This is a genomic window from Mycobacterium sp. IDUB_5 (assembly GCF_055419565.1).
The window spans coordinates 618,467-633,448 of the sequence record NZ_JBVAXX010000004.1; the positions used below are offsets into that span (position 1 = coordinate 618,467).

At 69.0% G+C, this 14,982-nt stretch carries 16 protein-coding genes; 10 read left to right on the plus strand and 6 right to left on the minus strand.

What is annotated here, in order from left to right; genetic code table 11:
• Positions 1-3 precede the first annotated feature (3 nt).
• Entirely contained in the window at positions 4-1,983 is a 1,980-nt protein-coding gene (gene malQ / locus ACZY1G_RS16140; protein ID WP_463822933.1) for a 4-alpha-glucanotransferase, read from the plus strand.
• Between the two features lie 96 nt (positions 1,984-2,079).
• On the opposite strand, the gene ACZY1G_RS16145 is transcribed toward malQ, so the two are convergent.
• Positions 2,080-3,828, minus strand: coding sequence for an MOSC domain-containing protein (locus ACZY1G_RS16145; protein WP_463822934.1), 1,749 nt, complete (start codon positions 3,826-3,828; stop codon positions 2,080-2,082).
• Positions 3,829-3,906: 78 nt separating this feature from the next.
• Here ACZY1G_RS16145 and ACZY1G_RS16150 point away from each other — a divergent pair, with 78 nt between their 5' ends.
• The 6 genes from ACZY1G_RS16150 to ACZY1G_RS16175 all read left to right on the plus strand — a co-directional run bounded on the left by ACZY1G_RS16150 (position 3,907) and on the right by ACZY1G_RS16175 (position 8,534).
• Positions 3,907-5,163, plus strand: a complete 1,257-nt coding sequence (locus ACZY1G_RS16150; RefSeq protein ID WP_463822935.1) for an oxygenase MpaB family protein — start codon at positions 3,907-3,909, stop codon at positions 5,161-5,163.
• A 91-nt stretch (positions 5,164-5,254) separates the two neighbouring features.
• On the plus strand, positions 5,255-5,734 hold the full coding sequence (locus tag ACZY1G_RS16155; RefSeq protein ID WP_463812840.1) for a DoxX family protein: 480 nt from the start codon (positions 5,255-5,257) through the stop codon (positions 5,732-5,734).
• Positions 5,709-6,314, plus strand: coding sequence for an RNA polymerase sigma factor (locus tag ACZY1G_RS16160; RefSeq protein WP_463822936.1), 606 nt, complete (start codon positions 5,709-5,711; stop codon positions 6,312-6,314). The genes ACZY1G_RS16155 and ACZY1G_RS16160 overlap by 26 nt, the downstream gene beginning before the upstream one ends.
• The gene (locus ACZY1G_RS16165; RefSeq protein ID WP_463822937.1) at positions 6,314-7,003 is read left to right on the plus strand and encodes a Rieske (2Fe-2S) protein; all 690 of its coding nucleotides are present in this window, start codon (positions 6,314-6,316) and stop codon (positions 7,001-7,003) included. The genes ACZY1G_RS16160 and ACZY1G_RS16165 overlap by 1 nt, the downstream gene beginning before the upstream one ends.
• Before the next feature lie 42 nt (positions 7,004-7,045).
• Positions 7,046-8,116 carry an aldo/keto reductase gene (locus ACZY1G_RS16170; protein ID WP_463822938.1) on the plus strand — a complete coding sequence of 357 codons (1,071 nt, stop codon included), beginning with the start codon at positions 7,046-7,048 and terminating at the stop codon, positions 8,114-8,116.
• 31 nt (positions 8,117-8,147) lie between these two features.
• Positions 8,148-8,534 carry a hypothetical protein gene (locus ACZY1G_RS16175; protein ID WP_463812845.1) on the plus strand — a complete coding sequence of 129 codons (387 nt, stop codon included), beginning with the start codon at positions 8,148-8,150 and terminating at the stop codon, positions 8,532-8,534.
• Here ACZY1G_RS16175 and ACZY1G_RS16180 read toward each other — a convergent pair.
• Entirely contained in the window at positions 8,523-9,701 is a 1,179-nt protein-coding gene (locus ACZY1G_RS16180; RefSeq protein WP_463822939.1) for an FAD-dependent monooxygenase, read from the minus strand. The two genes, ACZY1G_RS16175 and ACZY1G_RS16180, sit on opposite strands and share 12 nt — an antisense overlap.
• Before the next feature lie 232 nt (positions 9,702-9,933).
• Here ACZY1G_RS16180 and ACZY1G_RS16185 point away from each other — a divergent pair, with 232 nt between their 5' ends.
• Positions 9,934-10,437, plus strand: a complete 504-nt coding sequence (locus ACZY1G_RS16185; RefSeq protein WP_463814780.1) for an STAS domain-containing protein — start codon at positions 9,934-9,936, stop codon at positions 10,435-10,437.
• Here ACZY1G_RS16185 and ACZY1G_RS16190 read toward each other — a convergent pair.
• The 3 genes from ACZY1G_RS16190 to ACZY1G_RS16200 form a co-directional block, all read right to left on the minus strand.
• The gene (locus tag ACZY1G_RS16190; RefSeq protein WP_463822940.1) at positions 10,434-11,276 is read right to left on the minus strand and encodes a nitroreductase family protein; all 843 of its coding nucleotides are present in this window, start codon (positions 11,274-11,276) and stop codon (positions 10,434-10,436) included. The genes ACZY1G_RS16185 and ACZY1G_RS16190 overlap by 4 nt on opposite strands.
• Positions 11,277-11,330: 54 nt before the next feature.
• Entirely contained in the window at positions 11,331-12,314 is a 984-nt protein-coding gene (locus tag ACZY1G_RS16195) for a glycoside hydrolase family 6 protein (RefSeq protein ID WP_463823017.1), read from the minus strand.
• A 66-nt stretch (positions 12,315-12,380) separates the two neighbouring features.
• On the minus strand, positions 12,381-12,584 hold the full coding sequence (locus tag ACZY1G_RS16200) for a zinc-ribbon domain-containing protein (RefSeq protein ID WP_463814782.1): 204 nt from the start codon (positions 12,582-12,584) through the stop codon (positions 12,381-12,383).
• Positions 12,585-12,669: 85 nt separating this feature from the next.
• Here ACZY1G_RS16200 and ACZY1G_RS16205 point away from each other — a divergent pair, with 85 nt between their 5' ends.
• Complete coding sequence (locus ACZY1G_RS16205; protein ID WP_463822941.1) at positions 12,670-13,413, plus strand: SDR family oxidoreductase; 744 nt, start codon at positions 12,670-12,672, stop codon at positions 13,411-13,413.
• 1 nt (position 13,414) lies between these two features.
• Here the strand turns inward: ACZY1G_RS16205 and ACZY1G_RS16210 are convergent, their stop codons facing one another.
• Positions 13,415-13,930 carry a MarR family winged helix-turn-helix transcriptional regulator gene (locus ACZY1G_RS16210; protein ID WP_463812849.1) on the minus strand — a complete coding sequence of 172 codons (516 nt, stop codon included), beginning with the start codon at positions 13,928-13,930 and terminating at the stop codon, positions 13,415-13,417.
• A gap of 19 nt (positions 13,931-13,949) precedes the next feature.
• Between ACZY1G_RS16210 and ACZY1G_RS16215 the strand changes: the two genes are divergently transcribed.
• Positions 13,950-14,981 carry a fused (3R)-hydroxyacyl-ACP dehydratase subunits HadA/HadB gene (locus tag ACZY1G_RS16215; RefSeq protein ID WP_463812850.1) on the plus strand — a complete coding sequence of 344 codons (1,032 nt, stop codon included), beginning with the start codon at positions 13,950-13,952 and terminating at the stop codon, positions 14,979-14,981.
• Position 14,982 lies beyond the last annotated feature (1 nt).

A 14,982-nucleotide genomic window follows, 5' to 3' on the forward strand; every position in this document is an offset into this window, starting at 1 on the left:
GCGGTGACCACCGATCCCGCGCCCGTGCCCGACGACCTGCGCCGGCTGGCCGATGCCCACGGCGTCGCGACGTTCTACCGCAACGAGCGTCGTGAGCCGGTGAACGTCGCTGCCGACGTCGTGATCCGGGTGCTCGGCCTGCTGGACGTGGAGGCCGGCACCGAGGCTGCGCGGCGCGCCGAGCTCGCCCGCATCGAGGAGCGCGAGCGTGCAGGCGTGCTGCCGCCCACCCTTGCAGTACGGCTGACCGGCCAGGCGCGGCCGGTTCCGCAGGCGAGACTGCTGGTCGCCGAAGACGGCTCCCGCATCGACGTGCACGACGAGATTCCGGCCGACTTGGCTCCTGGCTGGTATCAGCTGCACACTCGCGACGGTCAGGAGGTCACGGTCGTCGCCGCTCCACCGACGGTGCCGACCGCCCCGGACACCTGGGGGTGGATGCTGCAGCTCTACGCACTGCGCTCCGAACGCTCCTGGGGGATCGGCGACCTCGGCGACCTGACCGAGTTCGTCAACTGGACCGCAGCCGAACATGGTTGTGGCGCAATTCTTCTCAATCCTCTGCACGCTCCGGGGCCCACGCATCCGGTGCAACCCTCGCCGTACACGCCGTCGAGCCGACGGTTCGCGAACCCGCTGGCGCTGCGGATAGAGGATCTGCCGGCCTACGCCCACGCCGATACCGCCACCCGCGCCGACGTCGACGCGCTGCGTGTGTCGGCGACCACGGAGCGGATCGATCACGACCTGGTGTGGGCGGCCAAGCGCTCGGCACTGGAGCTGTTGTGGCACTCGGCGGGCAGGCCGGACCCGCTCGCCGACGGCGCATCCGACGGGCTCCGCGACTGGGCCACCTACTGCGCGCTCGCCGAACGGCACGGCGGGCGGTGGAGCCGATGGCCGACAGAGCTGCGTCGGGTGGGTAGCGATGCGGTCGCTTCGGCTCGACGGGAGTTGGCTCCGCGGTTGGCTTTTCACGCATGGGTTCAGCGGCAGTGTGAGGCGCAGCTCGGCGCGGTCCGGGAGGCGGCGAAGGCGTCGGGGATGGCGCTGGGGATGCTGCACGACCTCGCGGTGGGCGTCGACGCGGACGGCGCTGACGCGTGGGCGCTGGCCGATGTCCTGGCCGGCGGGGTGAGCATCGGCGCGCCGCCGGACAACTTCACCCCGCGCGGCCAGGACTGGGGCTTGCCGCCCTGGCGCCCGGATCGACTGGCCGCCAGCGGTTATACGCCGTTGCGCGACATGCTGCGTGCCGTGCTCTCCCATGCCGACGGCCTGCGTATCGACCATGTCGCCGGGCTGTGGCGACTGTGGTGGATACCGCCGGGTGACGGGCCCGATCGCGGCACCTACGTCCACTACGACGCGGAGGCGATGCTGGCGGTGTTGGCCCTGGAGGCCCACCGCGCCGGTGCCACCGTCGTCGGTGAGGACCTGGGCACCGTCGAGCCGGAGGTGACGCAGGCGCTGGCGGACAACGAGATGCTCGGCTGTGCGGTCGCGTGGTTCACCCGCGACCTGGACGAGCCGGACGAACCGCTGCTCCCACCGGCGCGGTGGCCCGAGCGGGCAGCCGCGAGCATCTCGACCCACGACCTTCCGACGGCGGCGGGCTTCCTGCGCGGCGAACACGTGCGGGCGCGGGCCGATCTCGGCTTGCTCAACGACGTGCCGGCCGAGCAGGAAAATGCCGACAAAGAACGCGCAGAGTGGTTGGCGCTGTTGCGATCTGAGGGTGTGCTCGACACCGACGAATCCGATGACGCCGTCGTTCTCGCGATGCACCGGCTGCTGGCGCGCACACCGAGCCGACTGAAGCTGATCTCGCCCTACGACGTCATCGGGGAGATACGCCAGCCGAACCTACCGGGCACCGTCGACGAGTATCCGAATTGGCGGCTCCCGCTGCCCGAGACGCTGGAGGAACTGCGCGCCGATCCTCGCGTGGCCGCGATCACCGCCGCAATGCGCCACGCCTGACTACGCCCCGCCCCACTACGCCCAAACCAACGTTTGGGCGCGAAAAGAGGGTGTTTTCGCGCCCAAACGTTGGTTTGGGCGGGGTTGAGCGCGGCGCTAGAGGTCCAGGGCGACGGGTTCGACGGGTGACGCGCAGCAGATCAACACGTTCCCTTCGCCCGGCGGCTCGAGCGGTTCGGGGTCGTAGCGCACAGCACCGGACAGCAGCGCCGTCTCGCAGTTGTGGCACACCCCGGTTCGGCAGGACCATCGCGTCGGGACATCGCACGCCTCGGCGAGTTCGAGCAGGCTCATCCGGTTCGGCCCCCACGGCACGGCGAGCCCGCTGCGGACGAACTGCACCTCGGGCCCCGGACCCGGATCGCCGTCGGGTTGGTGTGGAGTGAGCGTGGTGGCGGCAATGCCCGGCGTGAGCGCAGGCCCGGCACCGAAGACCTCGGTGTGCACCCGCGACGGATCAAGGCCGTGCGCCAGCAGTGCCGCCTCCATGCCGGTCATGAAGGCCTGTGGGCCGCACACGTAGGCGGTGGCCTCGCGGGGGATGTCCAACGCGTCGAGCGTGACCGCGGAGAGCCGGCCTGGCTCGCTGAAGTCCACTCCGGCCCTGTCAGTGAGCCCCGGTTGGCTGTACACGACGTGAGACACGCTGTGCGCCAGCAGTTTCAATGCATCGCGCGCCTCGGTCGCGAACGCGTGCTCCGCCCCGTTGCGTGCACCGTGCAGCCACCACACCGGTCTGGCCGACCCCGTAGAGACCAGTGCGTTGAGCATCGACAGCACCGGCGTAACCCCCACCCCCGCGGAGACGAGGACCACCGGCGACTCGCCGTCGGTCAGCCAGAACGTGCCGCGCGGCGCGGCGACGTCGAGCGAGTCGCCCGGACGCAGCGTCGTGTGCAGGTAACCGCTCGCCGCACCATGGGGTTCACGCTTGACCCCGATGCGGTAGGCGGCGCTGCCCGGCGCATTGCACAGCGAGTAGGTGCGGACGACGGCAGGCGCACCATCGACACGCGGTAGTCGGACCGTAATCGATTGTCCAGCAAGCCATTCTGGAAGAGCAGAATCCGACGGGTCGGCGAGCACCACCGACCGCACCGACCGGCTCTCAGCGACCACGTCGCGCACCACCAGCGTGCGGAAGCCGGCCCATGCGGGCGGCGGGCCCGCAGCGGCCAGGCCGGGATTGCCGGTTCCCCCTGGGTCCTGGTCGGCCAGTGCGCGCAGGGAACCCTGCCAGCCCGGGCTGAGGGCAGGAATGCGCAGTGCCCGGGCGAGCCCATCGCGCGGATGGCCGGGAAGGTAGAGCAGCGCATCGATCTCGGCGACGGTCATCTGTTCCGGACCGTCGGCGACCTTCACGATCTCCTGGCCCGCCTCGACGTCACCCTCGGTGATCACTCGGCAGTAGAACCCCGGACGACGGTGCGCGACCAGCAGCGCGGCCATCCGCGGCTCACCGATCCGCATCCCCGCGCGGTAGCACGTGACCCTGGGCTGGGTGACCTCGAGGACTGCATCACCCACGGAAAAGCGGTCACCGATACAGACTTCGTCGTCGGGCAACCCCTCCACGGTGAGGTTCTCCCCCAGCCATCCGGGTTCGAGGTCGTCGCGGCCGAACTCCCGCGCCCAGTGCCGGTAAGAGTCCATCTGATACACGAGCACGGCGCGGTTCTCGCCGCCGTGCCCGCCGAGATCTCCCTGCCCGTCGCCGTCGATGTTGAGGCGACGCACCCGCCGGGGTCCGGATACCGGATCTTTCCAGGCCCCGGTGAAAACCGTGCGATCGTGCCACGACACATCGCGGGGCATCCCCACATTGACGGACAGCAGGGTGGCCATCCGGTCATCTTCCTCGGATCGGTGCGGCGGCGCAGCCAAATACACCCGTTGGCGGAACAGCTGCGCTATGACAGAGCAATGCCCGACACGGTTCGTCCGCTCCAGGCGCCCACCGCATTCCGCTACCCCGACGTGGGCGCCCGCCGCGCGCGGCTGCGCAATGGCGTCCGCCGGCTGACGGGGGTCGACCCGTTCCCGAGCGACGCCGTCGCCCGAGCGTTCATCGCCGGCCTCACCGAGGGTGACCCCGTGGCCGAACGGTTCGTCGCCGAGACCTACCTCGGAGAACTCGGCGCACGCCGCGCCCGCCATCTCGTGGAGCAGGCCCAACGCCACGGCATCGACAGCGTGCGCGAGGCACCCGAATCCCTGCGTGCACTCTTCGCGGAGTTCGAACAAGCCCCCGACTGGTTGGATCCCGAGCTCGTCGAGCAGGGCGCCGCGGTGTGGCGGCGGTGGGCCTACGCCCTGGGCGCGCTCGGCAACGCCGGTACCACCGACACCTACACCGAGGGCTGGCTCGCGGTCCCACTCTCCCTCTCGGGCGGCTACGCCGGTCAGCGCGCGCTGCACCGCTACCTGGAGACGTCACGCTGGTGGATCGAGGTGTGCCGCCCCGGCGCGCTGCTGACCCCGGGCTCGCTCGGTCGGCAGATCTCGCTGCACGTGCGCATCATGCACGTCAGCGTCCGTGAGCGCGTGCGGCAGCACCCGGAGTGGGACGCTGCGCGATGGGGTTTGCCGATCAGCCAGTCCGCGATGCTGTTGACGCTGCTCGGTGGAAGCGTGGCGCCGGCGCTCGGCCTGTTCCTGCTCGGCCACCTCACGTCCCCCGCCGAGATGCGGGCGGTGCTGCACTTCAACCGGTACTGCGGTCACCTCGTCGGGGTGCGGTGTGACGGTTATTTCCCCGAGACGGTGGCCGACGCGTGGCGCATCCTGCTGATGGCCGATTCGGCCCGCAGTCACGACAGTGGTTCCAGCGGAACCGAACTCGTCGAATCCTTCGTGCCGGCGTTCGCTCCGACGGCCACGCAACGTGGACTCGCCCGGGTGCGCGCCGAGTACCACTACCGGGTGCAGGCGGGCTATCTCGGCCTGTACATGCTGCCGTGGAATCGCCGCCGCTACCGGTTGCCGGCGGCGCTGCCCGGCGTCGCGCTGCTGCTTGCACGCGCGCCGGCGATCACCGCAATGGAGATCGGCCGCCGGATCTGCCCACCGCTGGACCGGTGGTGGCAGCGGACGAACATGCACCGCTGGGAGCGATGGCTCTCGTGGCAGTCGGCGGGCAAGGCGGCCCAGTTCGACGCGGCGGTTCCGCTGCGCCGCTGAACCAAATGACGCTGAACGAAATGAGGCTGAACGAAATGTAACCCGCCTGCGTATTTCTCGACGACACCCTTTGTCGAGAAAGGCAGCCCGCATGTCCGTCCTCTCCGCACGCTCCCTCCCGTTCGATCACGTGACCGCCACGCGAGCCTCGGGAGCGGTGGTCCTGATCCGCCTCTACGTCGGCCTGATCTTCGCAGGCGAGGGTGTGCTGAAATTCGTTCGCCTCGACACCCTGGGTCCGGGCCGGTTCGACAAGGCGGGGATACCTCTGCCGACAGCACTCGCGTACGCCGACGGAGTGACCGAAATCCTCTGCGGCGCAGCCATCCTCGCGGGATTGCTGGTCCGGTTGGCGGTCATCCCGATGATCGTCGACATGATCGGCGCGCTGACGATCACCAAAGTGCCGCTGCTGTGGCGAGATGCTCCCCTCTATCCGTCCGAGGGCGGTGTCTGGGATTTCTTCCACGAGGGGCGCCTCGAGATCGCCATGCTCTGCGGCAGCATCTTCCTGCTGATCGTGGGCGCGGGCAGCGTGTCTCTGGATGCCCGTAAAGGTCGCCGAGCATGACGTGCCGGCGCCCGTCGTGACCGCCCGCCACGATGAGACAGTCGGGTTCGGGACGACCCGGCGCGGGGAACTGCGGCCGGTGACCGACGATTCGTACCCCAACTGGGACGCGGTGTACCGCGACAACGTCACCTGGGTGTACCGGCTGATGTACGCCAAGGTCGGCAATCGGCCGGATGCCGAAGACCTCACGGCAGAGGTGTTCACGACGGCGCTACGTCCGCTGCGGGTGTCGGCCACGGTGCCCGAGGTACGCACCTACTTGCGCCAGACGGCGCGCACCGTCCTCGCGTCCCATTGGCGGCACCGGATGGGGCGGGAGATCACCGCGATCGACGTTGCCGATGTCGCTGACGTACTCGACGTCGAGTTCGCGACGACGGCAGCGTCGCCGGGCCGGGTCCGCACGCTGCTCGACGCGTTGCCCGACCGCTATCGGCGCATCCTGGAATTGCGGTTCCTGCAGGCGATGAGCGTCCGGGAGGCCGCCGCGCAGATGGGCGTCAGCATCGCGAACGCAAAGGTGTTGCAGCACCGGGCCTTACGGTTGGCCGCGCAGAACGACGAGGAGGGCACCTGATGAGCGATCGTACTGTGCGCCAGTTCGTCGAGGACCTCCTGCGGGGTAGGCGCACCCGGCCGGCCCGCCCCGACGATGCCGAAGCCGCGCAGATGGCTGCCGCGATCGAGTTGCGGGCCGCCCGCACCGGGGGCGACGCCCCGGGTGAGGAGTTCGTCGCCGACCTGCACCGCCGGTTGGCCCTGCAGATGGCCGACGACGAGCGACCGTCGGTCGCAGGCACCCGCAGGCAGGTGGTGGTCGGAACGGGTGTCGCTGCTGCCTCTGCGGTGGCCGGAATCATCGTCGGTCGGAACCTTCTGAGCGCGAAAGACAGCTCGCAGCAGACAGATGCGCTAGCGCAGGGCGTCTTGGAACCGACCGGAGGAACCTGGCGGTCCGTCGGGAGGACCGCGGACGTGCCCTCGGCCGGCGCCCTCGCGTTCGACGTCGGTTCGGTCCGCGGATTCGTCCATCGTCGTGACGGTCACCTGCAGGCGGTGTCCGGAGTGTGCACCCATCAGGGCTGCGCCCTCTGGCTCGACGCGCCCGAGGGCCGGCTGAGGTGTCCCTGCCATTCGACGTCGTTCGCCCTGTCCGGCCAGACGCTGACGCATCAGCTGCCCGCGGCTCCCCCGCCGCTGCCGGAGATCGCGGTGCGTGAGAACGACGGCGTGATCGAGATTCTCGCTCCGTCCGCACCGGCGTGACGGAATGCCGGACAGTAGACGGAGGCGGCCTACGATGAGGTGATGGCCGAGCAGTTCGCGATTCCCGACGTTCCGTTCACCCACGATCCCTGGGTGGCCTCGGCCCAGCGGTACAGCGAGATGCCCTACCGGAGGGTGGGGTCCTCTGGTCTGCTGCTCCCGGCGATCTCGCTGGGCCTCTGGTACAACTTCGGCGACAATCGGCCGTTCGACACGCAGCGAGAAGTGTTGCGGCACGCCTTCGATCGCGGCATCACACATTTCGACCTGGCCAACAATTACGGCCCGCCCTACGGTTCGGCGGAAGAGAACTTCGGCCGCATGCTGCGCCGGGACTTCAAGCCGTATCGCAACGAACTGCTGATCTCGACGAAGGCGGGCTGGGACATGTGGCCCGGTCCGTACGGTCAGCTCGGCGGTCGCACCTATGTGCTGAACAGTCTCGACGAGTCCCTCGACCGGCTCGGAGTGGACTACGTCGACATCTTCTACTCGCACCGCATCGATCCGCACACTCCGCTGGAGGAGACGATCGGCGCACTCGACACCGCGGTGCGGACGGGCAAAACCCGCTACGTCGGTATCTCGTCGTACTCGCAGGCCAAGACGGCCGAAGCGGCCGCCATTGCACAGAGTCTGGGCACGCCGCTGGTGATCCATCAGCCGTCGTATTCGCTTCTGAACCGGTGGATCGAGGACGGCCTGACCGCCGAGCTGAACTCTGCGGGCATGGGCGCGATCGCGTTCACCGCGTTGGCGCAGGGCCTGTTGACCGACCGCTATCTGACGCAGCCCGCCGACGGGGTGGAGCGCGCCACCGCCCGGCCGACGTTCGACGACGAGCAGGTCACCGACGACGTGCTGGAGCGGCTGCGGGGACTCGCGGCCATCGCCGAACGTCGCGGTCAGTCGCTGGCTCAGCTGGCGCTCGCGTGGGTGCTGCGGGAGCCGACAGTGGCGTCGACGCTGATCGGCGCGTCGAGCGTGGCGCAGCTGGACGAGAACCTGGGTGCCCTGAGGAACCTGGACTTCACCGATGACGAGCTCGCCGAGATCGACCGCTTCGCCATCGAATCCGGCATCGATCTGTGGCGGGAGAGCTCCGACGTCTGAGCGTGTTTCGCTCGATCGGCTGGGCGCGTGGGTGATCAAAGCCAACCCGCGCCTCACACCGGTCGAGCCCATGGTCTCGGCCGGGCACACCGCGCCGCAGTGGTGCGTGGCCGACAACTATCGGACGCGGTTGATGCAGCCGGGCCAGCGGGTGGCGCTGTGGGTGACGACGCGGCCGGACCGCGGTATCTGGGGCCTCGGCCGGATCACCGGAGACGTGGTGGTCGACGGCGGCAGACATCGGGTGCCGGTGGGCATCCCGCTGCTGTCCAGGCCGTTGACCGCCGCGCAGTTGCGTACGGTTCCGGATCTTGCGTCGCTGGAGGTGTTTCGCGTTCCGATGCAGTCGAATCCGTCGTGGGCGACCGCGGCCGAGATGGCGGCCATCGATGCACTGCTGGGTGACTCAGTCCAGTGACTGCTCGTCACCACCGATGCCTGCCATCCCCGACACAGCTCTGAATGCCCGGCCGAACGGGCCCGCGGCAATGCGGCCGACGGCGTGCACGGCACCGATTCCGAAGCGTGATCGCGGATTGGCCAGACGCAGCGTGCCCTCCCGCACGACAGGCGCCGTCGCGACGAACGGTTGCATGACGTCCTGGTAGCGGCGCAGTGCGACGCTCGGGTCCTCACCTGCGGCGAGTTCGCGGGCCAGAAGGTAGCCGCCGATCAGCGCCAGGCTCGTGCCCGCCCCGCCGAACGTCGCGTTGCAGAACGCGCTGTCGCCGAGCAATCCGATGCGCCCTTTGCTCCAGACCGGCGGGTGCACCTGACCGACGGCGGAGAAGTACATCGGCGCACCGGCATCGAGCGCATCGAGGATGCGCGGCACGGCGCCCCCGACGTCGGCGAACGTGCGGCGCAGCAGCGTGAGCAGGTCGCCCCTGCCGAGTTCCTCCAGCCCGCGCACGTCGGACATGAACGTCAGCATCCCGCGCGTGGTGCCCAGGTTGTCGGGACGTAGGTGCACGCTGCGCGACTTGGTGGCGTGCTGCCATGTCCACCATCGCTCGTCGGAGTCGTCCCGCGGCAGCGTGGCATAGGCGCAGTACATCCCCAGTGTGTGGACGTCGACGGGGGTGACGAACCGCCGCGACCGCGAATGCAGACCTTCGGCGATGACGAGGACGTCGGCGTCCAGCGTCGAGCCGTCGCCCAGAGCCGCCGTCACCCCCTCACCGTGGTCGGTGACGTCGACGAGCTGGGTGTCGAACCGGTAGGCGGTCTGCGCTTCGGTGTGCTCGACCAGAATGCGTGAGAGTTCACCGCGCAGGATCTCCAGTTCCGCAGTGGGGCCGTCAGAATGGCCGCCGCTGCCCACCGGGAACGACGCCACCACCCTGCCGTCTCCCGCGACGAAGCGCGTTCCGATTTCGGTGGTGTTGGCCGCGCGCACGTCGGCATCGATTCCCATGCGTCGGATGACATCGCGGGCGGCGCCGCGGATGTCGACGTTCTGTCCCTCGTCGCGGCGCTGGGGGTAGCGCTCGAGAACCGTGGTGCGCCACCCGCGGGCGTTGAGCTGGTGGGCCAGTGCGGGACCGGCGATGCCGGCTCCGGAGATGATCGCGTGTGAGGGCACGATCCATTGTGCCTGCGCTTCTGTGACGACGGATTCCGTAGCCGCTCAGCCTCTGTTTACCTCGAGCGTCAATATTCCGTCGGCGCGCGCGGTACAGATGCGCTGCTGGCAAGGCATACGCGCAGAATGGACATAGACCTTTCGCTCAAACGAAATCCGTATTATCTTGACTTTGGTTGAGCTTCCAGCCTGCGGCCTGTTCACGAGTTCAACCGATCCGAGGTTTCCCGCCATGACCGCCGTTGAGAAGCACCGTAGCTTTTCACTCCACTACAGCTCGGACTACGCGCAACAACGTTGCGGCTCAGCCGTTTTCGAGGCGCGTCACTGTTCGTCCACCCGAGTCGCCATCGCGGTCATCGGTGACATCGACGCGCTGAACGGGCGCGAATTCGGCCGTTACGTGCAGCGTCACACCCGCATATCGAAACAGCTCGTCCTCGACCTGCGTGCGGTCGATTTCTTCGGCTCAGCCGGTTTCACTGCGCTGTTCTACATCAGCGTGCATTGCAGCCGCAGCGATGTCGACTGGACCATCGTGGGCGGTGACCCGGTTCGCCGCCTGCTGTCGATCTGCGACCCCGACGGCGAATTGCCGCTGGCCGCCGACCTGTCATCGGCGCTGGCCCGCCTGGACCGCCTGGGACATGGCCTCGCACACGTCATCTGGACGGCGCAGGCGGGTTGGCATCGCCCACCGAACCGCTCCGCGTCACAGCAGCGAGCGCATCGCTAACTACCCGCGACGGCCCAGGTCGTCGTCTCGGCCAGAGGGCGCCGTAGGACCGCCGGGACGTCCGGCGCGTCAGCCGGTGGCGCGCCGATGCGGAGAAGCATCTGCGGGTGCCTCGTCCCGTCGAACACTTCGCACGCCACGGCGACTCTGTCCCGCGCCGACCGCAGCGGCTCGGTCAACGGGCAGGAGGCCAGGCCCAGCGCCGTCGCAGACAGCAGGACGCGGCTGACCACCTCGCCGGCACGCAGCCGTGCCGCGTCGCCGTCGTCCTCGGTGCCCAGCGCAAGCAGCACGCCGTCCGCAGGGGCGGCAGACGGCCCGCCGTCGCCGAAGTGCAGATGCACCTGACCGGTGTCGTCGCGGTGCCAGCGGGCGGTGGGGACCACCGCTAGGTCCACACCGTGCCGCGCGGCGCGCACCAGCAGCGTTTCGATCGTCGTGTCGGGCAGCCGGGCGGCGCCGTACTCGCGGCGGTCCGATCGGCGGCGGTGGATGACGTCGGCGAGCTCACGTGCGGCCGGCCGCGGGACGGATTCGATCATCTGGAAGGACGCCAAGCGCCCAGGATCGAGCACGGCGTCCGGGAAGCGACGAATCCGGGTGGCCCAGCCGGCGGCGCTCAGCGCGACCGCACAGTGATCGAGGACTGCGCCGCAGGCGAGGAGGACATCGCGTCGATCGAAGGGCGAGTCGCCGAGCCGTCGGCCCCAATCGGCGTCCAGGTGCAGACCGTCAGGGTCGACGCGCCAGCGCCACGGCTGCGCGTTCTGCCGGGACGGCGCCCATCCGGCTGCCTCCAGCACCCGTGCCAGCGTCGCGGTATCGGGTCCGCTCGCCACCGCCTGTCCTTCCGCCTGGGGTCTTGCGGAAAAAATCCTACGCGGCGGGCACTCTCACCAGCCGGCGTTGCGGGCCAGGTCGATGGCGTACTGGTTGACGAACGTGCCGGCTCCCGGCTCTCCGTGGCCGCACGACCCGTCGGACTCGCCGGGTCTCTTGACCCACAGGAAGGCGTCCACCTGCGGGTTGCCGGTGTTCGCGGTGGGCGCCACACCGAGGGCCCGTCCCTCGGGGTTGCACCAGTACAGCGGGTCGCCCTCGACCGGGCCGGCACCGTTGCGCGAGGTGTCGATGACGAACGGCTTACCGCCGGTCATGCCGGAGATCGCGGAGCCGTAGCCGACCTCTTCGTCGGTGGTGAAGAAGTTCGCGGTGTTGAGGCTGAAGCCGCGGGCCTTGGCGACGCCCACCTGGTTGAGTCGGTTGGCCATCTCCTCGGCACTGACCCAGCGGGAGTGGCCGGCATCGACGTAGACGGCGGTGCCGGGATTGCGTGTCAGTGTGTCCACGGCGTAGGAGATCAGGGCGAATCGCTCCTGACGCTGATCGCCGGAGAGGCAGTCCGCCATCGCGAGGGCGTCGGGTTCGAGGATCACGGCGGCCGGTCCGCCGCCGATCGCCCCCGCGACACCGTCGATCCAGTTGCGGTAGGCGCCCGCGGATCCGAAGCCGCCCGCGGCGAAGCTGCCGCAGTCGCGGTGTGGGATGCCGTAGAGAGCGAGGATCGGCATCGTGCCCGCCGCCTGAGCGGTCGCGATGTACTTCGCGTCCACCGAAGGTGTCGACAGCTGGTCCATCCAGTACGCGGTCGGCGTGTTCACCACGCGGTCGAGCGTCGGATTTCCGGCGCCGCGGGCCGCCCGGATGCCCTTGGAGTCGGGATTGACGTAGAACGGCAGGCCGGCCAGCGGGTTGCCGTCAGCGGCGAGCCGGATCGACGGCTGTGGGGACGACGGGTGGGCTACCAGTCCTGCGACGGTCAGAACCGCCAGGAACGGAACGGTCCAGCGCGCGATGACGCGCGCAGCGCGGGAGATCACCCCGTGAAACATAGTGCCGGTCCTCGGCGCCGCGCCAATCCGAGGTGCCAATCCGAGCCCGAGTCACGCTGCGACGGCGGTGCCGCAGATTCCGCAGACCTCGAACTCCTGTCGCTTCCACCGCGCGAGCGGAACGAAGAAGACGCTGAACTGGCGGAACTGCCTCATCCGTGTCCACTGTGTGGTGTTGTGGCACCGCGGGCAGGTCCGCACGCCTCCCGCGCCGAGGGGTTTGCGCTTGGTCCCGAATCCGAACAGCAAGAACAACACGTCACCACAGTAGTGACTACGCCGGAATAGGTGACATGTCACGCATGTTGCACGGCACGTCCACCGCGAAGAAGGGAACATCATGGGACAGCTAGAGGGAAAGACCGCACTGGTCACCGGCGGGACATCCGGGATCGGACTGGCCACCGCGCAGCGGTTGGCCGCCGAGGGTGCGCATGTCGTGATCACCGGCCGCCGGCAGGACGCCCTCGACAAGGCGGTCGCGTCGATCGGCGACGGGGCGACCGGCGTGCGCAGCGATGTGTCGAAGCCCGAGGAACTCGACGCCGTGGTCGAGGCCATCAAGGAAAACGGCAAGGGCCTCGACATCGTGTTCGCCAACGCCGGCGGCGGCGAGTTCGCCGCGTTGGCCGACATCACCGTCGAGCACTTCATCACCACGTTCACCACCAATGTCGGCGGCACGCTGTTCACCGTGCAGAAGGTGCTGCCGCTGCTCAACCGCGGCGCCTCGATCGTCCTGGCGGGCTCCACCGCCGCGTCGAACGGAACGCCGTCGTTCAGTGTCTACGCGGCGACGAAGGCCGCGATCCGGTCATTCGGCCGCACCTGGGCGGGCGAACTGGCGAGCAGCGGCATCCGGGTCAACACCGTCGTCCCGGGGCCTGTGGAGACGCCGGGGCTCGTCGGGCTCGCGCCCGGCAGCGAGCAGGAGCTGCTCGACGGGATGGCGGCGGAGGTGCCGTTGGGTCGCGTCGGTCGACCCGAGGAGATCGCCGCCGCGGTGCTGTTCCTGGCCTCGGATCAGAGCAGCTTCATGACGGGTTCGGAGGTCTTCGTCGACGGCGGTGCCGAACAGGTCTGAGCTACTGGGTCGGCGAGCCGAATTCCGGAGGCGGGAGCGTGCCCGCGCGCAGAAGTGAGTCATGGACCGTGGTCAGGACGTCGGCGAGGGCCGTCTCCTGGCCACGGTCAGTGTTGGGAAACACCGTCTCGCGCACCCAGGCCGCATGGACGGGGGCGGCTGCACGGAACCGGCGGGCGCCGTCGTCGGTGAGTGTGATGTCAGTGGCGCGGCCGTCGTCGGCCGATTGCAGCCTGTCGATCAGCCCGCGGGTAGCCATGCGCTTCAGGTGGTGTGAGAGCCGGCTGCGCTCCCACCCGATGACTGTGGCCAAGCTCGACAGTTGGGCCGTGCGACCCGGCGCGTTGTAGAGCGCATTGAGAACCGTGTAGTCCGCGAGTGACAGTCCGCAGTCGCGCTGCAGGTGCCGGTTCATCTCGTACTCGAGTCGGTGGTACACCTGCATGTAGTTGATCCACGCCCGCTGCTGGGAGGCGGTGAGCCCGCCACGCGCCGCCCTCGCCGACCGTTCTGCCATGCCGATTAGTGTGCAATCCATGACTGCCGCAGCCGAAACGTCGCCGTTGGAAGCCCGGGTGGGCCACTACTACCAGATGGACGGCACGTATCTGGTCGGCCGCGAGAAGCTCCGCGAGTACGCCCGTGCGGTCCAGGACTATCACCCCGCGCACTGGGACGTCGACGCCGCCGCCGCGCTGGGCTACTCCGATCTGATCGCCCCGCTGACCTTCACCTCGGCACCGGGGATGCAGTGCAATCGGCGGATGTTCGAAGAGGTCGTGGTCGGCTACGACACCTACATGCAGACCGAAGAGGTCTTCGAGCAGCACCGCCCGATCGTCGCGGGTGACGAGCTGAAGATCGACGTCGAGCTGACCTCGGTCCGTCGCATCGCCGGGCGTGACCTGATCACGGTCACCAACACCTTCACCGATACCGAGGGCGAGCGGGTGCACACGCTGCACACCACAGTGGTCGGCGTGACGGCCGAGGACATCGGCGCCGACGTCAAGACCGCGGTGCAGAAGGCGATGATGCACGACATGAACATCCTCGACATCGGAGGATCGCAGGAGAGCTACGAGAAGACGGTGCGGCCCGACGGCGACGTCCGCCTCTCCGATGGCGGCTCGACGCGGACGCCGGGCTCCCGGGCGTTCGAGAAGGTGTCGGCGGGCGAGGAGATCCCCGTGCACCACACCCGGCTGTCGCGGGGCGACCTCGTCAACTACGCCGGCGTGGCCGGCGACGCCAACCCGATCCACTGGGATGAGGACATCGCCAAGCTGGCCGGGCTGCCCGATGTGATCGCCCACGGCATGCTGACGATGGGGCTGGGCGCCGGGTTCGCCTCGTCGTGGACCGGGGATCCCGGCGCGGCCCTGCGGTTCGCGGTGCGGTTGTCCTCGCCCGCGATCGTGTCGGCCAAAGAAGGCGCCGACGTCGAGTTCAGCGGCAAGGTCAAGTCCCTGGACACCGACACGCGGTCGGGTGTCCTGATCATCGGCGCGAAGTCGGCGGGCAAGAAGATCTTCGGCCTGGCGACCCTTGCCGTGCGCTTTGCCTGAC

Bases quoted from the DNA above. Each gene is read 5' to 3' on its own strand.
- ACZY1G_RS16145 (WP_463822934.1), bottom strand. From the start codon at position 3,828: ATGGCCACCCTGCTGTCCGTCAATGTGGGGATGCCCCGCGATGTGTCG.
- ACZY1G_RS16150 (WP_463822935.1), top strand. From the start codon at position 3,907: ATGCCCGACACGGTTCGTCCGCTCCAGGCGCCCACCGCATTCCGCTAC.
- ACZY1G_RS16155 (WP_463812840.1), top strand. From the start codon at position 5,255: ATGTCCGTCCTCTCCGCACGCTCCCTCCCGTTCGATCACGTGACCGCC.
- ACZY1G_RS16160 (WP_463822936.1), top strand. From the start codon at position 5,709: ATGCCCGTAAAGGTCGCCGAGCATGACGTGCCGGCGCCCGTCGTGACC.
- ACZY1G_RS16165 (WP_463822937.1), top strand. From the start codon at position 6,314: ATGAGCGATCGTACTGTGCGCCAGTTCGTCGAGGACCTCCTGCGGGGT.
- ACZY1G_RS16170 (WP_463822938.1), top strand. From the start codon at position 7,046: ATGGCCGAGCAGTTCGCGATTCCCGACGTTCCGTTCACCCACGATCCC.
- ACZY1G_RS16185 (WP_463814780.1), top strand. From the start codon at position 9,934: ATGACCGCCGTTGAGAAGCACCGTAGCTTTTCACTCCACTACAGCTCG.
- ACZY1G_RS16205 (WP_463822941.1), top strand. From the start codon at position 12,670: ATGGGACAGCTAGAGGGAAAGACCGCACTGGTCACCGGCGGGACATCC.
- ACZY1G_RS16210 (WP_463812849.1), bottom strand. From the start codon at position 13,930: ATGGCAGAACGGTCGGCGAGGGCGGCGCGTGGCGGGCTCACCGCCTCC.
- ACZY1G_RS16215 (WP_463812850.1), top strand. From the start codon at position 13,950: ATGACTGCCGCAGCCGAAACGTCGCCGTTGGAAGCCCGGGTGGGCCAC.